The organism is Cryobacterium sp. M15 (genome assembly GCF_002929675.1).
Taxonomy (GTDB): domain Bacteria; phylum Actinomycetota; class Actinomycetes; order Actinomycetales; family Microbacteriaceae; genus Cryobacterium; species Cryobacterium lyxosi.
Window position 1 is genome coordinate 41,181 of record NZ_PJJW01000026.1, and the last position, 15,407, is coordinate 56,587.

A 15,407-nucleotide genomic window follows, 5' to 3' on the forward strand; every position below is an offset into this window, starting at 1 on the left:
GCGGCGAGTATGTGAGGGCGTCGTTTGGTAGAGCCGATAACGCAAAAATCAGAGGGCTAGCAGAAACTCTGCCTCGTCCGCTAACGTACACAGTCGTCAGTCAAGAGCCCCCGATAGGGACGGCGCCGTTGGATGAAGTCCTCGATTCGGATGCAGTCTTCGTGGCCTACATCCACACCAAAGTGAACTACGTTCACGTCCACGTGTGCGGTGGCCTCCGCCTCTGCCAATAGTGTCGGCAGAGGCCTTTCAACGCCGCCGCGGCACGACACGGTAGCGAGTCATCTCCGTTGAATCGTAGAAGTGGCGGCTGCGCGCTCCTCCCAGTGATCAGAGTGTTTGTTCATGATCCTCAAGTCACTTCAACGTGCCAGCTGCCCTAGGGGCAGTTGCCCCACGACGCAATGTACCCTCCGCGCTTCTAGCATGCGACTGGAAAGTCCCGACAGACCAGACGGTCACCCGTCAGCGCTGCGAACCAGGGCGGGTCCCACTTAGATTGCCCCGATGGGTCCCACTTGGGTTGACATAGCCAAGCCTTTCGTGCAGTTTCGGGAAGTGAGTTGAAATTATTTCAAGGCGTTGGTCATTGCCTGTGCGTATAGGCGTGACCCGGTGACGTTCGGGTGAACGCTTTGCGCAGAAACAATGCCTACATCGAAGAAGCGCACGCTCGGATCATCCCCGGGCGTGAGCACGTATCTGAAGCTATTCATACCGCTCGGGTCCCCGTTGCACAGATTTTGTCCTGCGAAGTTGGGCACGGGGTCGGCCAGCGTGACATACACCTGACCTGCGTCGGTGTTTGCCGTATTAGTCGCTGCTGTGAAAGCAGCAGCGAGTCTATTGCTCGCCTCCACAAGCCAAGTTCTCTGATATTCCGCAACGGTAATGCACGTTGAGCCTTCGAGGAAAAGCGTCGGATATCCCATCAGCAGAACGCGTGCATTGGGTGCTTTCAATCGAATCTGCTGCAGCACGGTAACAACGGACGGCTGCACTTCTTCAGTGATGAGATCATATGTGGCTTGCGGGAGCGTCTGCGTATCGCCGTCAAACGTCTTGCCGCTGCATTCGGCATATGCAGCGCAAGCGGTGATGATCTTGCTGAAACGCGCGTCGTTGCCGCCGATAGAGATTGTGACGAGGGTTGTGTTTTCATCTAGAAAGCCACTGTCGAGCTGAGAAACTTCGCGATACTTGCCGAACTCACCCGTCCGCGTCCCCGCTACAGTTGGAGGTGCTCCTGTGACCGAGTGGTAAGGGAGGACGTGTTCAGTCAGCGCGCCCGAGCAGGCGATGAGGTGGTAGTCCATAGCCGCGTTGTACGAATCCGCTAGCGCTCCGACTGTCTGCGTCTGACCGGGCACGGTCGCCTTTCGAGACCATGCTTCACTCGAGCGATGGCACGCATTACGGTCTCGGTTGAACTGCACATCTGGGGTGTATGCGTTGTCGCCGTCGTCTGCGACGCGCTTGCCGTTGTTGTCCGATTCTGAGTAGAACTGCGCCCCGCTGTCATCGGATGTGCCTTCCCCTGATGAGAAGGAATCTCCCATCGCGACAACAATATTTGCTGGCTTTCCAGCCAAAGGTGAGAATGCAACCGCGTCCCACGCTATGTCGTCGATGCCGTCACCGTCGAAGGTAGAGTTTGACAGCGTAACGCTCGGTGTGCCTTTCATCTGGAATACGCCGAGCGATACCCAACTGTTGGCGCCCGTTCGCTGCTGAATAAATCGCCGCTTGACCGTTCCATCGCCTAGGTCTATGTCGTAGGCGGCTTGTTGCGTCCACGCTCCGTGGTCGGGCAGGTGCACGAGGACTCGAGTCCATGTGCCGTCCAGCGATTGCCCCAGGGTCCACTTCCCACTGACATCAAGCCCGCCGTACAGATTATTTCCAGTATTCGCGAGGCGCGTGTGAGCAAAGTAGAAGTGCGAGTTAAATCCAGCGCCGAGCTGATGAGTATCAATCTTCGATGGATATCCGCCCAAGGCCGAGCCGAAAGTGAACTCAAAACTGCCCCTGTTGCTTTGCTGGGCGCAGTCCCGGAGCGGCAAAGTACTCACATCGTCCACCACGAGAGCGTTTGCCGGCAGGCCGCGCGAAAAGGGGTCATTCGCGTCAGTTGTAGCGACACTGCAGTTCGGTGGAAAACTCGTCGCATCCTCTTGTTCTGGGTAGCCCGCGTAGAAGCGGAGAAGTTCGTTCCCACAGCCTGAACAGTCGGGTTTCCAATCCACTGGGCCATTCATCCAGCACTTTAGATCGTAGAGGCCATTGGCGTCTTTATGAAGACACGGACCGGACGGCTCAGACGACATCCCTGGGGCCGTCGGACGAACGGATTGAGTCGGGTCGCAATCGTTCACGGACGCAACGCAGAAGAGGTCCATCGGAGGCTTTACTCTCGTCCGATCACTTGCAGAGGACCACCAAGCCGGACGAAATGCCTGTACGAGAGTGTCCTCGTCCTCGTACAAGGACAAGGACCATGCAGCAAATCCCATCACCTTCTCGGGATAAGGCCAGTCCTGAGGATTTGCCGCGTCAGCGGGGCTGTAGTCTCCGTACGAGGTCTCTAGGAATGGACTGCGGCTTGGATCGTACTTGGGGTTGATGGGGTTGTTGGACCACCCGACACCCCATGCTCCTCCGTTGTTCGCCTTTTGACTCTCCGAATAGAATCCAGTGTTGTATGCCCACACGGCATAAAACCAGTTCTCGGGCCATGCCGGGTCACCATCGTTGACAGTCAAACCTTCACTCTTAGTTTGATTCCATTTCTGGGTCAAGATCTGCAGACCTGCAGCGATATTCGTTGCGTAGTCAAGTGCAACCGCCCGCTGCTTCGTCGGCGAAAGCGCGACTTCACCGGGCCGTTCGCTTCCCGCTTTTCTCATTCCATCTGTCACCTGGGAAACACCGTAACCGCAGTCGGCGTCTTCAAAGTTCGGCGTCCACGTGAATCCAGCATCGGACTGGTCATTTCCGTAGAAATTTCCGACTAAAGGATTCCCGGTAACCCCAGGAGTCGTGTACCTCGACGCTTGCCACAGGTTTGATTCCTGCGCGATTATCCCGAGCATTATCTGGGACGGCACGCGCCCTCCGCCGTCCAACGAAAGTCTGGGGAAAAGCCCTTGAGGAGTGGTCCCGGCTAATCCCGCTCGGGTAAGAAAGGGAGACAGCGTGCGTGCCTTATTCAGCGTGCCCGTTACGGCTTGGTTTACGGCCCATTCCACTTGTCGCGGTTTGGGTTGAAGCGCCTGATTCGCAGGATCATTGCGAGGTATCGCGCACGCCCGTTCCGCTTCAATGGGGTTGTGCGGGTCGCCAACCACCGCAGCTGCCGCGAGGCGTTGGGGAGCGGAAGAAACCTGTGATTGTTCTTGCGGTCCGCCTGGTTCGACCGCGAAACGCAGGATCTCCCCGGTCTGAAGTACCTTCGCGTTAACGATAACCTGCGGGTTCGGGGGGATGTTCCCTTCGGATTTCGCGGCGGCATCCAATACGTTCGATGTCTCTGTAACGACGAGCTGGCCTTCGCCCGATAACGTGGATTTCGACGATTCGTTGAGGGTCGAGATACCGGGGGGCAGCGCTGCGGCCGGCTGCGTTGATTCGCCCGCGACGTAAAGTCGCCCCGAGCGATCACGTAGGAAACCGAAATCTTGGATGGGTCCGCGGGCTAGTTCGGCAGCCTCGGCGACGCTCGTCCTGGACTGGCCGTGTGGAACGATGCGAGCGACGGCTGTCTCGCCATCTTTATCGATAAATACAACGGCGTCGTCCGGCGCAATAGTTACGTCATAAGCGACTCCGTTTGTCTTGGCGATACTATCGACGATGCCGTCGCTCGAGACGTGCACGAGATCACCTGCGGCAGCGCCTACGAAGCCGTTCAAGGTGGGAATCGGCGAAGCGAGCTCAAAGGGAACTTCAGTAACTGCCGTTTCACTCGGACTAGCCGCATTCACGCGAACAAGACGCGTCTCGGCGGTTTCCGTGAAAGCAGCCATCACTATGTCATTGCCGGCGCCGCACCCTGGGTTGAAATACGCAAGCGAAAACCCTCGTCCGATAGAGGTAACGACGCCCGTGTTCATATCCACGATCGCCCCCCAAGCGCCCGCGTCAAACTGACGCGCATCATTCGTCATGGTTCGTGGCCCGTAGACCACTCCCATATAAGCGCCGTCCTCAGTTAGACAGGTATTGCCAATCCATCGATCCGTCTCGACTCCTGGAACGGCTAGCGTTGTCACCGGCAACCAGGCGTAGCCCTCAGAAGCTGCAGCCGCGTAAATCGTGAATCCGTCCTCATCACCGATGGCCGTCGTCGCGACATCGCTACTCGCCTTCCAACCCGCACCCAACGACTGATCACGGCGGTTCTCCGGAACCTGATTGGATGGCCAGTCTTCGTTTCCTGACGCACCCTCAATAGGTGCAGCTTGGGCAGGGGCGACATCAGCGGGCTGAAGGAAGCCGAGGAGAAGAACTCCCACAACAGTCAATGCACAAAGAGTCACATGCTTGTTCAATGGAGCCAGCTTTCGTGTAAGTCAGGAAATAAAACTTGCGGAAGTAATCCCCTGAACGTCTTCCGAGAGGAAGAAAATAGGGACGCTGTAACGATGCGGGGAGCGAAGGGCCGTCACTCTGCGTCTAGGTAGCCGTCCGGACACCTCCAGGGGTCTTGAGGAATCTTTTCGCGGCGGTGCCGAGCGGTGAGTTCGACACGATTCACGAAGTCAAACAAAACCGGCGGAAGGGACTGAGTCTAAAAAATCGCACTGGCGGCACCGGAAGACCGTGTTCAAGACATGAACACGTGCCGTCCGGCCCCGCCAATCGTCCCAGCGCCTGTCTCACACCGAAGTTCAGCAGCCCTGTCCATATGTTGGAAGTCGGTCTATCCTCCGAAAGCTGCCAGCACCGAGACCGAGGAACCGGCAGTGTTACACGCTAGGGCGACTTCAGAAACAGCGTTCTGCCACCCGTCCGCGTCACGATCGAAGCGCGCACCTTCCGCCGACGGTGCAGCTGCCTTCAGGAACAGCACGAAGTCTGCGACGCGGTCTCCAACGTCAGAGTCATTGACCAGCACGTGCTCATAACCAGCGGCGACCATATCCATTTGAGCCACATATTGATCCGCGCTCAGGACCCCAGCCTCGAAACCAGCGACTGTATTCGCTTCCAGAGTCGCCAGCGCAGTCACTTGTCCACACACATGGTCAGTGCTGATAGCAGATTCACCAGGACGTGGGCTGCTGTCCGGAGTGGGTGTGCTGGTGGAAGTTGCTGGCCCGCCAGCAACTGGCGCGGGGTCTTCCGTTGCCCCAGCGCAACCGGCCAAGGCAAAAATAACTAGTGCCGCCGCCACACCTGCACGACCTGAGGTGAGGGTGGTGTTTGACTTTTTCATGAAATTCTTCAAACCTAACGATTCTTCGTGCATGAGATGTTCCGCCCCGTCCATGTGGCCGGAGGGCATAAGAAACAACCGGAGAGTGTGATCACGTCACCCCATCTATGCCTGATAGCTATCCGCCGGCTGACAGGCGGGCGTCGGTATACCTGCACCGACGAGTTTTTAGTACCAGCGTTCGTTCCACATGAAGTCTGCCGTCCACGAGACATTGCCGCAGCCGTCCCCGCCGCATGCGCCGCCATAGTTGGCGACACTTAGGTAAAAAGTTCCATAACCGATGTATGGATTACCGTTATCGTGCTTGATCGTATTCCAGGCAGAATATCCGCATCCCCGTGCAAAAGTTCCTGAGGCCGAGCTTGTGGGCCGAAGTGCCATGCAAAGGCCGCCGCCTGCCGAGCTGCCGGTTGTCTTAAAAGCTACCGCGTTTTTCCCGTACGTGTTGGTCCTCGGACTGTCGTAATACGTTGCATCGTATTGGTTGTTCAGCTGACCGGAGATCCCCGCAATATTAGCTTCTGCCGAGACAGCTGATGTGGTGACGAGAGCAGCCGAGATCATGGCGACGGTCATAGCTCCGCCCAACACATATCGAAGCACAGAATTTTTCCTTCGAGCTGGTACTCGCATCATCGGACGTTTCCTGCTTCCGTGTAGATTCCGCACTCGAGATCGAACTCTGCCACCGCAGGGGTCACCCCGAGTGTCGTCGCGTACTCGTTTATTTGCTCGTTGTAGCCATCAACGTCCACGAGGTCCTTAACCGCTGGCAACTCTTTGTATCCATTCAAGGCAACTTGAGCAGCGGTCGCAGCGGTTTTTTGTCCGAGTTCAGCGCCATCCAGCGACACATCGAGCCAGGCGCAACGCCAGTATCGAGCGGCGATCAACCCAGGCAGCCCTGTTTGAAAAATTGGCCTTTCGGCATCTTCTGGATGGAAGAACGACGGAGCGTCTGCAGGGAAACTCACGTTCGCGGGAAGTGCGTCCGGATAGTCCTCAGTGACGGACGCCCACACTGCGTCAATCTGATCCACAGAGTAAAACGATCCATCTTCCTGGACAAAATCCGGTGACAGCGGGTCGTCGAGCGCCTGAACAACCCCTGCACCGCCCAATATGGTTAGAACGGTGAGTGAAGAGGCCATGAGGCCAATTTTGGTGATTTTACGCATGTATCCTCAACAACTTTCTTGTGAGCAGTAAGCCTGTCGGCTCACAGTAGTTTCACAGAATAGGAAAGAAGCGACAAGTCGTCATTCATGGGGACACGCAAGCAGGTCTCGCAGAACACGGCAGGGGGACATTTCGAGGCCGTGCAACTGATGATGAACTCACCACATTCCGGTCAGCGCCTGGCCTCAGCCGTCCGAAGCCGCATTTACCCGCTCCACTTGGATCGCCCGCTCCAAAGGCAACATGACCTGCCGCCGCCGTCCTCGCGGCGGCGACCAGGAACTGAACAGCGCCATCCGCACCGCAGCCTTCCGTCCCCACCGCCGCGGCATACGTCATGCAGAAGACCACTGTATGCAACACACCGAAGGGAATCCGCCGCCTCCTAAAGCGCTACGTCGCTCGCCGCGCATAAGCGCGCCGAGAACAAGCCGTCAAACCCGGGCGAGCCTGTAACTGGCAGCGTGCAGACGGTCAAGGCTTGGTGACGGCCGGCCCCGGCTGGACCACCACGATCACATTCCTCGTGTGTGCGCCGTTGCATCCGTTGGTGGAGTCCTCCTCGCCATCGGAAATGCGCGTTCGCGCTCCTTGGCCCCAGCGGACCGCCAAGGCATTCCCGGCTAGGCGTCCCGCAAGACGAGCGACTAGCCTCCGATCACTCCCAGTGAAACTGTCCGTCTACGACGGAGATCTAAACGACGAGGTCCAGTTGTTCGTCCAAAAAATCGGGATCGCGCCAGGCATCGTTGCTGGCCGACTTCAGCACGAGCGTGGAGCATACAAGCGGTTCGCCGAACTGTTTGAGAAGTACATCCTCGTGAACGATTAGGGCGGATTCCTTTTATTTGAGCAGGGAGACGCAAAGACACAGTCCACTGCGGTCGCATTGTCCTGTCTCATATCCCTAGCGATATAAGACGTCTCACCGCCGTGATCTGAGCTTCCTCAGAATCACCGGCATTTTGCGGCGCGCCGATTCTCATAACTAGGTCGCATAACCTGATGCTTGGATTGTGGTGCGCGCCAATGGTTATGAGACACCCTGGAGTCGATAATGACGAAACTGATCGGCTACGCGCGCGTTTCCACGCGCCAGCAGCCCACCGACCGGCAACAGGTCAACATCCTCGCCGATGGAGTCCGGCGTGACGACCTTTACGTCGACCACGGTATTTCCGGTGCACGTGCGTCGAGGCCCCAGTTCGACCGTACGGTCGACGCACTCCAGGACGGCGACACTCTCGTCGTCACTACCCTGGACCGGCTGGGCCGATCGACGCAGAACATACGAGCTTTCGCCGAGGAGCTCCGCGGTCGCGGTGCCGAACTTCGCGTACTCAACCTGGGCGGCGTCGATACGGCGACACCGATGGGGTCCATGCTGTTCACAATCATGGCCGCACTCGGTCAGATTGAATACGACATCAAACGAGAACGAGTGGTCGATTCCACCACGAAGCGCCGCATTGCGGGCAAGGATCTCGGTGGAAGGAAGCTGCTAATCACCGACAGCCAGATCGGCAACGCCCGTCGACTCATCGACGGTGGAGAGACGGTGACAACGGTTGCCCGCGATCTTGGAATGTCTCGAGCAACTTTCTATCGCCGAGCGCGGGCACTGGTCCTCGCCTCCCAGCCATCTGTGGCGTCCGAACGTCCCCAACACAGTTTTCGGCTCCCTTGACCAGGCTTCTCAACGGGTTATAGGAGGCGATCGCTTTTTCACCGCCGCACGGAACCAGGCTCAGATCAACCCAGCTTTCTGGGCGTTCGTGATGGAGTGAAGCACCTCGTTCGCAACTGTTCGCATCTGGATCTGCAGAAGATCGCGCTGAAAGGCGAGTTGCATTTCCTCTGGCACGTCGGCACCGTCATTCTGCGCGAGCCTCGGTGAGGCCGCGAGCAGGGCAGTGATGTGTTTACCGTCGAGGTCGACGTGGGCGCCGCCGTCCTGGTTCGCGAGACCAAGGACGAGCTGCTGGCGGGTTGTGTGGCCGTCCCCGAACTCCACAACGGGCTCAACCTGCCACCATTCGTCGTACGAAACCGAGCGGCCTTCGGCTCCGAAATCCAAATGTTCTTCATGGCTGAATCCATTTGGTTCAATGACGCTGCCGTGCAAGGACGAACCAATCATCCGAGTTTCTTCCTCCGCCTCGAATGCAAACGGCGTGTAGAACGACCGCCATTTTATACGCGGCTTCGCCTCAATTTGTGCTAGAATGCTGCGGCCGTTGCCCCCGTCATAGGTCAGCGTGCGCACTGCCGTTGCCATCCGCGACGCTTCAGAATGGTCCCCGGAATCGAAGGCGTGGGCGCTCTTCACAAGAAATCCTAGATTCTCGCGATATCGGATTTTTAGCTGAATGCGTTCACGTTCGTCCCGACCGCTATTCATTTCGACCATGGAGCGACCATATCGCGAGCCGGCCCAGGAGCGTGTGTCTCTGACGTCACCCTTCCTAGACCAAGAGCAAGCGGCCGACAATGCGCGTACGTCCATGCGTGGGCCACCACCGGTGTTTTTTCGTGACAGGTGTCGCAGGGGGAGCAAGAGCTACCGAATGAGCTCCGCGACTGCGACGGAGATGTCTCGTTCCAGAGTCATCCAGGAAGGGAGCGATCGAACGGGTCCATCAATGTCAAGCCGTTCAAGTAGCATCTGCCGATTCCGGGAAAAATCCCGCTTGTGCTTTTCGCGCCGGCGTCCGGTTGACTCGCTCGCAGCCATGCACGCATTCAGAAGCACACTTTTCGGGTCCGCAGTGACTTCAATGCGACTCGCCGGCGGCAATCCCAATGCAGTTCGTCCCCGAGGCTTCCCCATCACGTGACGGATTGGTCCCTCGTCTGTTATTAGCCACGACTCAAGCTCCTGAATAGGTACGACAGATATGACCCTTACCGGGCAATTTAATGCGGAGGCTGCACTCCGGACTTCGTCCTGACGGGCCGAAGGTGATCGCCCATCGGAGTCACGATGCACGAAAATCAAGTCAAGCGCCACATCCTCGGCCAGCACCTGTTCAAGTCGCTCTTTAGTGGAGCCGGGAAAACGTCGAGGCGTGCCCAGCACTTCGACCGCACCTGCCCGGATCATGAGGCTCCTCAGATGCGGTAACAATCCATCGTCAGAACTTCCCTCTCGAATGAAAGCGAAGCTCAACTCCCTCATCTACAGGTCCATCTTTCGGTCAGCGTATTCAAGTGGCTGTTGCGCCTTCTCAGGGAATCGCAGGTAGTCGACAATTGAGGCCTTCGACCCTACGTAGCCATGACTGCTCGATCGCCAAGACTTCTTCATTGGCAGTAATCGCACCGTAGTCTGCTCCCGCCCGTCTCTGAGAATCGAGGCTGGATATGCAACGAGCAGGTCGTTATCGTCCTGAAGTGCCACGAAATAAGGAGAGTGCGTATTCACGATCACTTGGCGGAATGGATTGTCGAGTCCCGGTTCAACCGTCGGATCAACGGCCAGCGACTTCAAGAGCTCAACCATCGCCTCTATCTTGGCGGGATGAATGCCGTTTTCTGGCTCTTCCATGCAGATCACGCCCCCAAATTCGGAATCGTGCTCGATGATGCATAGTGCGAGAAACCGCAATGTTCCGTCCGAAAGTGCTCTAGCCGGTAAGTACGGTCCGATGCCCAGCTGTCCGTAGAGAGTGAGTGTGTCACGCTGAGGATCGACATCGACCCTGACATCCCGGAGGTCTGTCAACGCCGACGCCGACGAGGCAATCTCGGAATAGACGTCGTCTGATTCTCTCGACGCCAGTCGATATAGCGTGGAGGCCAAATGAGCGCCGTCAGAACCGATAGTTGTTGGACCCGATGCGTTGTCGGGAGACCGCATGGCGGACGGCTCAAGCGCCAACTTGCGCCATTGCTGCATCTCCCGCCGGGCGGCCAATATTGTCGGAGTATCAGAAGTTGTTGTAGTCGAAACAATTGAACGGGGTGCTCGGGCGGCTGGCGACGTGCGAGGTTGCCCGCTGCTACCGCCGTCCTGGTGTACTTGAACTACTCCCTCGGCGTCATCATCGCGAATAGTGGAAATGTAGGCGGTTCCGCTCCGACGACCTTTAACTACAGCATCACGAAACATCTTCTTATTGTGTTTCCAACGCAGATGCTGCGCAGCATCCCCAGTCTTGATGTGGCGCAGTTCCTCGCTAATGAGAACAATTCGACCGATTCTCGCAGCGGACCCGACGTCTGGGGCTTGGTACTCGAGCTCGACCTCATACCGTAGGAATGAAGTCGTCGGGCTTTCTTGGCGCCCGAAATCATCCTCGACTTCCCACGGCACGATCATTTCTGCGGCAAGCTTCATTCTCGAAACGTGCTCACTACCATCGTGCCAAAAAAGCGTCTTCGGATCTCCCCCACGATCTCCAGCCGATCGCAACCGCTGTGCTGCTTCCATGAACGGATGGTCTGCAAGAAGTGCTAGAAACTCAATCGCGTCAAATACATTGGACTTCCCCACGGCATTCGCCCCTGCGATGCATGTATAAGGGCCAAATTCTACGCTGAAGTCCAGGAGATTCTTGAAGCCATCCGCTTCTAATTTGGTGAGCACACAGCCAACGCTACCGTTCCAGCCAGCGTCTGTGCTCTGAGACCCCGGCCAGCCGCCAAACAGTATGACGATCCAGACGACGCCCAACGAGATAAGAGGTAACTGCCCCATGGCCGCAGTCCGTTCGCCCACATGTCGAGGTTTCATCAGTCACGATCAGACGGATATCGCGAAATCAGGCGTATCTGACCCGTCTGCAGCTCCGACAAAGCCTGTACGTCTGATTCCTCGCGCCACAGTGCGGACAGATGCTCATTCGCTCGTCTAACGCCGCTTCTCTCTCGCGTCTATATGCGGCCTGGCTTTCAGCTGCGGTACGACTATCAAGCGCAGCTCCGCGCGGCAGCGACTTCTCCTGGGAAATTTTGAGCGCAATCCGTTCTTCTGCCGCCTGGCGCTTGTCCAGCGCTGTCTGCCGTGCCATTTCTATTGCTCGACTTCAGTACGAAGAATGATGTCCGCGAGAATTGAGGCGCCTGCCCTGTACTTGGCGTAATCAGAGAGTTCAAGACCGTTGATCCAATTAATTACAAGGTCCGTTCCAACGGCATCGCAGGTGAACGAGTCGGACGGAAGAGAACGAGATTGAATCACAATCGCTGCTCGGTCGGAGGCCTTGAGGTGCCTCCAGTGTTCAGCCAGCGATGCTGCCTCCTGAATCAGAAACGCGCGGGTGCAGAAGGCACAATGCAGAGCGAGCGAAGATGATGTATCGAAGAGTGGACCAGGCGCCGTAAATCCAATCTCTTGACTGGCTCCGGATGACGGGAGGCCGACACCTGTAGGCGATGAGAAAATCGCCTGAGTGATACGTTCGTCCATCGCTGCGTCGTCGTCGGTCATGAACCACTCTCTCTTTCCTACGCTGCATCGTAGCCAGACACGGTCACCCGCTCAATACCCTCCCAGCGAGGAGCGATCAGCATGGCGTCAGGATGACTTTTGTCATGCGCGCGCCTCCGCGAACCGCAGCGCCATCGACTCCATTTGCTCCATCACCAGTTTGATCGCCCCCGGTTGTTGGTCGGGCGGGTAGCCGTTCACGATAAGTAGCCGCTTGATCGACGAGCGCAGCTTGGCGCGCACGTCGTCGCGCACGGTCCAGTCGGTGCGCACGTCGCGGCGCATCACCTGCACGAGCCCGCGCGCGATGTCGGCCAGTTTGCCCTCCCCCTGAAGGTCCACTGCGGACTCATTCTGCGCCACCGCGTCATAGAACGCGAGCTCATCACTCGTTAGCGCCGGCTTGAATTGCGACCCACGCTGCGACTCGGCAGCTACTTCCCGCGACATCTCCACGAGCGCGGCGATCACCTCGGCCGAGGTGAGCTGCTGGTTGGTGTACTTGTTCATCAGCTCGGTGATGCGCTCCGAGAACGCGCGCTGCCGCACCATGTTGTTGCGAGTGGATGCCACAGCCTCCTCGGTCAGTAGCTTGCGCAACGCTTCAATCGCCAGATGCGGGTTGCGCGCCTGCTGCGTCTTCGCCACGAACTCCGGAGTCAGGTCGCTGAGCGACGGCTTCGGCATTCCGGCCGCCTCGTAGATGTCCAGCACATCTCCAGACGACGTGGCGGACGCGATTAGCTCCCCCAGCAGACGCTGGATCTCCTCGGGGATCGGTTCGCCGCGGGACTGCCGCTCGAGGGCATCCGCTTTGGCCATCCAGACCCGAATCTCCTCGTAGATCTGCACCTCGGGGCGCAGGGCGGCCAGGTTCTGCGACCCCGAGCACAAGGCCCAAGCCCGTGAGAGCTGGCCGGAATACCGGCGGTATTTCACGCCCAGGGTCTCTTCCCCCTCGACGATCTGGTTGCCGGGCGTGCCGGGGGCCCGCAGATAGTTTACGGAACCGGTCACCGCGTTCAGATAGGCCTTCTGCCCCGCCTTGTGCAGCACGGCCTTCCAGTCATACCCGGTCAGGATGCCGCGCAGGGTCTCGACGAGCGTCTCGGTGAGGGCGACCACCTCGTCAATGTTGCGGCCGAGCGGCTTGCCGGTCTGGTCATCCGCTGTGTATTCGGCGAGCGCCTTCGACAAATTCTCGGCGAGCGGCGCATAGGCCACGAGCAGCCCGTCTTCCTTGCCGCGAAAGGTGCGGTTGACGCGCGCGAGCGTCTGCATCAGCAGCGCGCCCTTGAGCGGACGGTCGAGGTACAGCGTGTGCAGCGGCGGCGAGTCGAAGCCGGTGAGCATCATGTCTTTCACGATCACGAGCTCGAGCGGGTCGTCGATGTTCTTCAGCCGCGCCTTGATCACGTCGTTCTGTGAGGTACGCCGCACGTGGTCTGAAACCGGCGGCTGATCCGTTGCGTCTCCGGAGTAGACGACCTTGATCACGCCCTGGTCGAGCGCGGCAGAATGCCAGTCGGGTCGCAACAGAACGATCGCTTCATAGAGCAGGGCGCAGATCTCGCGCGTTCCGCCGACGATCATGGCCTTGCCCGGTGCCGCGATGAACTTGATCATGTGACTGCGGCGGTTTTCCCAGTGCGCCACGATGTCGGCCGCGAGCGCGGCGATGCGTTCAGGAGCGCCATACACAGCGTTGACCACCGCCACGCTCTGCTCGATGCGGGCCCGTTCGGTTTCGTCGAGTCCCTGGGTGGCTTCGTCGGCCGCCTCGTCCAGCGTCTCTTCCGTGACACCCGTTGCCAGCGACACCTTGATCAGGCGTGGCTCAAAGTACACGGGCACGGTCGCGCCGTCGTCGACCGCACGGCTGAGGTCGTACACGTCGATGTAGTCGCCGAACACGTCTTGCGTGTTGCGATCGTCGAAGGAGATGGGCGTGCCGGTGAATGCGATGAGCGTTGCGTGTGGCAGGGCATCGCGCAGGTGCCGGGCATACCCGTCGAGGTCGTCGTAGTGGCTGCGATGCGCCTCATCGACGATCACGATAATATTGCGCCGGTCCGACAAAAGCGGATGCTCCATCCCGGCATCCTTCTCCGCCTTGCTGATGCCGAATTTCTGCAGCGTGGTGAAGAAGATGCCCCCGGTGTTGCGCTCGCTCAGTTTCTGCCGCAGGTCGGACCGTTTGAGGATCTGCTCCGGCTTGCCCGGCAGCAGCAGGCTGCGATCGAACGACGAGAACAGCTGACCGTCGAGCTCCTTGCGGTCGGTGATCACGACCACGGTCGGGTTCTTCAGCTTCGGATTCAGCGTCACTAGGTTTGTGTACAACTCCATCTCCATGGACTTGCCCGACCCCTGCGTGTGCCAGACCACCCCGGCTTTGCCGTTGCTCGCGACGGCCTGCACCGTGCTGGCGACCGCCTTGTTCACCGCGAAAAACTGGTGCGGTTTGGCGATGCGCTTGGTCAGGCCGTCGTCGCCCTCATCGAACGCGGTGAAATTGGTGAGCAGCTGCAGAAACCGCTCATGGTTGTACAAGCCGGCCAAGGCGGTGTCGAGCCCGGTGACCGCGTCCCCCAGCAGCGTGGTGCTGTCCGGCGGCATCGGAACGCCCGCATCGTCGACATTCCACGGGGAAAAGTGGTTGAGCGGAGTGAACGGCGTGCCATATGACGCCGACTGCCCGTCGGAGGCCAGCGTGAACACGCAGAATCGAAACGCCATCGGAAACTCGCGCAGGTAGGTCTGCAGCTGAGCGTGCGCGGCGGCGACCGTGGCCCGCTCGCTGCCGGCCTTCTTCAGCTCGATGATGCTCACCGGCATGCCGTTGCAGTACAGTACGAGATCGAATCGGCGTAGGTAGTCGCCCTGACGCAGGGCGACCTGGTTCACAGCCAACCAGTCGTTTTGCGCCGGGTTAGAACTGATCAAGCGGATGCTGGGGCTCGCCTCGGCCCCGCTAGCATCGAGGTAGCTGAACGGAAACCCGTGCACGAAGTACTCGTGCATGCGCTGGTTCTCGGTGATCGCGTCCATCGATTTGGGTGACGTCAACTCGGCGAGCGCCTGCCGCAGGTACTCCACCGGAACGGTCGGGTTGAGGTTGCGCAGCGCCTCGAGCAGGCGCGGACGAATGAGCAGCTCGCTCCATGACTCGCGCTCCCCCGTGCCCGGCGCGATCTTCTCGCCGGCCAGCGGGAGCCAGCCCAGTGGCTCCCCCAGCTGGTCGAGCGCGAAGTTCTCCCACGCCGCTTCGGACAGCCCCTGTGCTGGAGTCGATATCGTGATCGTCATTGCCTATCCCCTTAATACTTTGACGCTGGAAAACGTTAGCTACGAAGG

The 15,407-nt window shown here is 58.8% G+C and carries 9 protein-coding genes; 1 reads left to right on the forward strand and 8 read right to left on the reverse strand.

The window, feature by feature from the left end; all coding sequences use genetic code 11:
- Positions 1 to 569: 569 nt before the first annotated feature.
- The 4 genes from CXY83_RS01870 to CXY83_RS01880 form a co-directional block, all read right to left on the reverse strand.
- Positions 570 to 4,550, reverse strand: coding sequence for an SGNH/GDSL hydrolase family protein (locus tag CXY83_RS01870; protein ID WP_146069814.1), 3,981 nt, complete (start codon positions 4,548 to 4,550; stop codon positions 570 to 572).
- Positions 4,551 to 4,921: 371 nt separating this feature from the next.
- On the reverse strand, positions 4,922 to 5,470 hold the full coding sequence (locus CXY83_RS17290) for a hypothetical protein (RefSeq protein ID WP_146069815.1): 549 nt from the start codon (positions 5,468 to 5,470) through the stop codon (positions 4,922 to 4,924).
- A 135-nt stretch (positions 5,471 to 5,605) separates the two neighbouring features.
- Positions 5,606 to 6,016 (reverse strand): hypothetical protein, encoded by a 411-nt coding sequence (locus CXY83_RS17295; RefSeq protein ID WP_146069816.1) that lies wholly within the window; start codon positions 6,014 to 6,016, stop codon positions 5,606 to 5,608.
- Between the two features lie 56 nt (positions 6,017 to 6,072).
- The gene (locus CXY83_RS01880) at positions 6,073 to 6,618 is read right to left on the reverse strand and encodes a hypothetical protein (protein ID WP_104195721.1); all 546 of its coding nucleotides are present in this window, start codon (positions 6,616 to 6,618) and stop codon (positions 6,073 to 6,075) included.
- A gap of 1,058 nt (positions 6,619 to 7,676) precedes the next feature.
- Here CXY83_RS01880 and CXY83_RS01885 point away from each other — a divergent pair.
- On the forward strand, positions 7,677 to 8,306 hold the full coding sequence (locus tag CXY83_RS01885; protein WP_104195722.1) for a recombinase family protein: 630 nt from the start codon (positions 7,677 to 7,679) through the stop codon (positions 8,304 to 8,306).
- 60 nt (positions 8,307 to 8,366) lie between these two features.
- Here the strand turns inward: CXY83_RS01885 and CXY83_RS01890 are convergent, their stop codons facing one another.
- The 4 genes from CXY83_RS01890 to CXY83_RS01910 form a co-directional block, all read right to left on the reverse strand.
- Positions 8,367 to 9,029 carry a hypothetical protein gene (locus CXY83_RS01890; protein ID WP_146069817.1) on the reverse strand — a complete coding sequence of 221 codons (663 nt, stop codon included), beginning with the start codon at positions 9,027 to 9,029 and terminating at the stop codon, positions 8,367 to 8,369.
- Between the two features lie 768 nt (positions 9,030 to 9,797).
- Positions 9,798 to 11,207: an AAA family ATPase gene (locus CXY83_RS01900; RefSeq protein ID WP_104195756.1), complete on the reverse strand. Its 1,410-nt coding sequence runs from the start codon at positions 11,205 to 11,207 to the stop codon at positions 9,798 to 9,800.
- 426 nt (positions 11,208 to 11,633) lie between these two features.
- Positions 11,634 to 12,050 carry a hypothetical protein gene (locus CXY83_RS01905; RefSeq protein WP_104195725.1) on the reverse strand — a complete coding sequence of 139 codons (417 nt, stop codon included), beginning with the start codon at positions 12,048 to 12,050 and terminating at the stop codon, positions 11,634 to 11,636.
- Positions 12,051 to 12,152: 102 nt separating this feature from the next.
- Positions 12,153 to 15,359: a type I restriction endonuclease subunit R gene (locus CXY83_RS01910; RefSeq protein ID WP_104195726.1), complete on the reverse strand. Its 3,207-nt coding sequence runs from the start codon at positions 15,357 to 15,359 to the stop codon at positions 12,153 to 12,155.
- Between the last annotated feature and the right edge of the window lie 48 nt (positions 15,360 to 15,407).

Coding starts and splice junctions, on each gene's coding strand:
- CXY83_RS17290 (WP_146069815.1), bottom strand. CDS start 5,470: ATGCACGAAGAATCGTTAGGTTTGAAGAATTTCATGAAAAAGTCAAAC.
- CXY83_RS17295 (WP_146069816.1), bottom strand. CDS start 6,016: ATGACCGTCGCCATGATCTCGGCTGCTCTCGTCACCACATCAGCTGTC.
- CXY83_RS01880 (WP_104195721.1), bottom strand. CDS start 6,618: ATGCGTAAAATCACCAAAATTGGCCTCATGGCCTCTTCACTCACCGTT.
- CXY83_RS01885 (WP_104195722.1), top strand. CDS start 7,677: ATGACGAAACTGATCGGCTACGCGCGCGTTTCCACGCGCCAGCAGCCC.
- CXY83_RS01890 (WP_146069817.1), bottom strand. CDS start 9,029: ATGGTCGAAATGAATAGCGGTCGGGACGAACGTGAACGCATTCAGCTA.
- CXY83_RS01905 (WP_104195725.1), bottom strand. CDS start 12,050: ATGACCGACGACGACGCAGCGATGGACGAACGTATCACTCAGGCGATT.
- CXY83_RS01910 (WP_104195726.1), bottom strand. CDS start 15,359: ATGACGATCACGATATCGACTCCAGCACAGGGGCTGTCCGAAGCGGCG.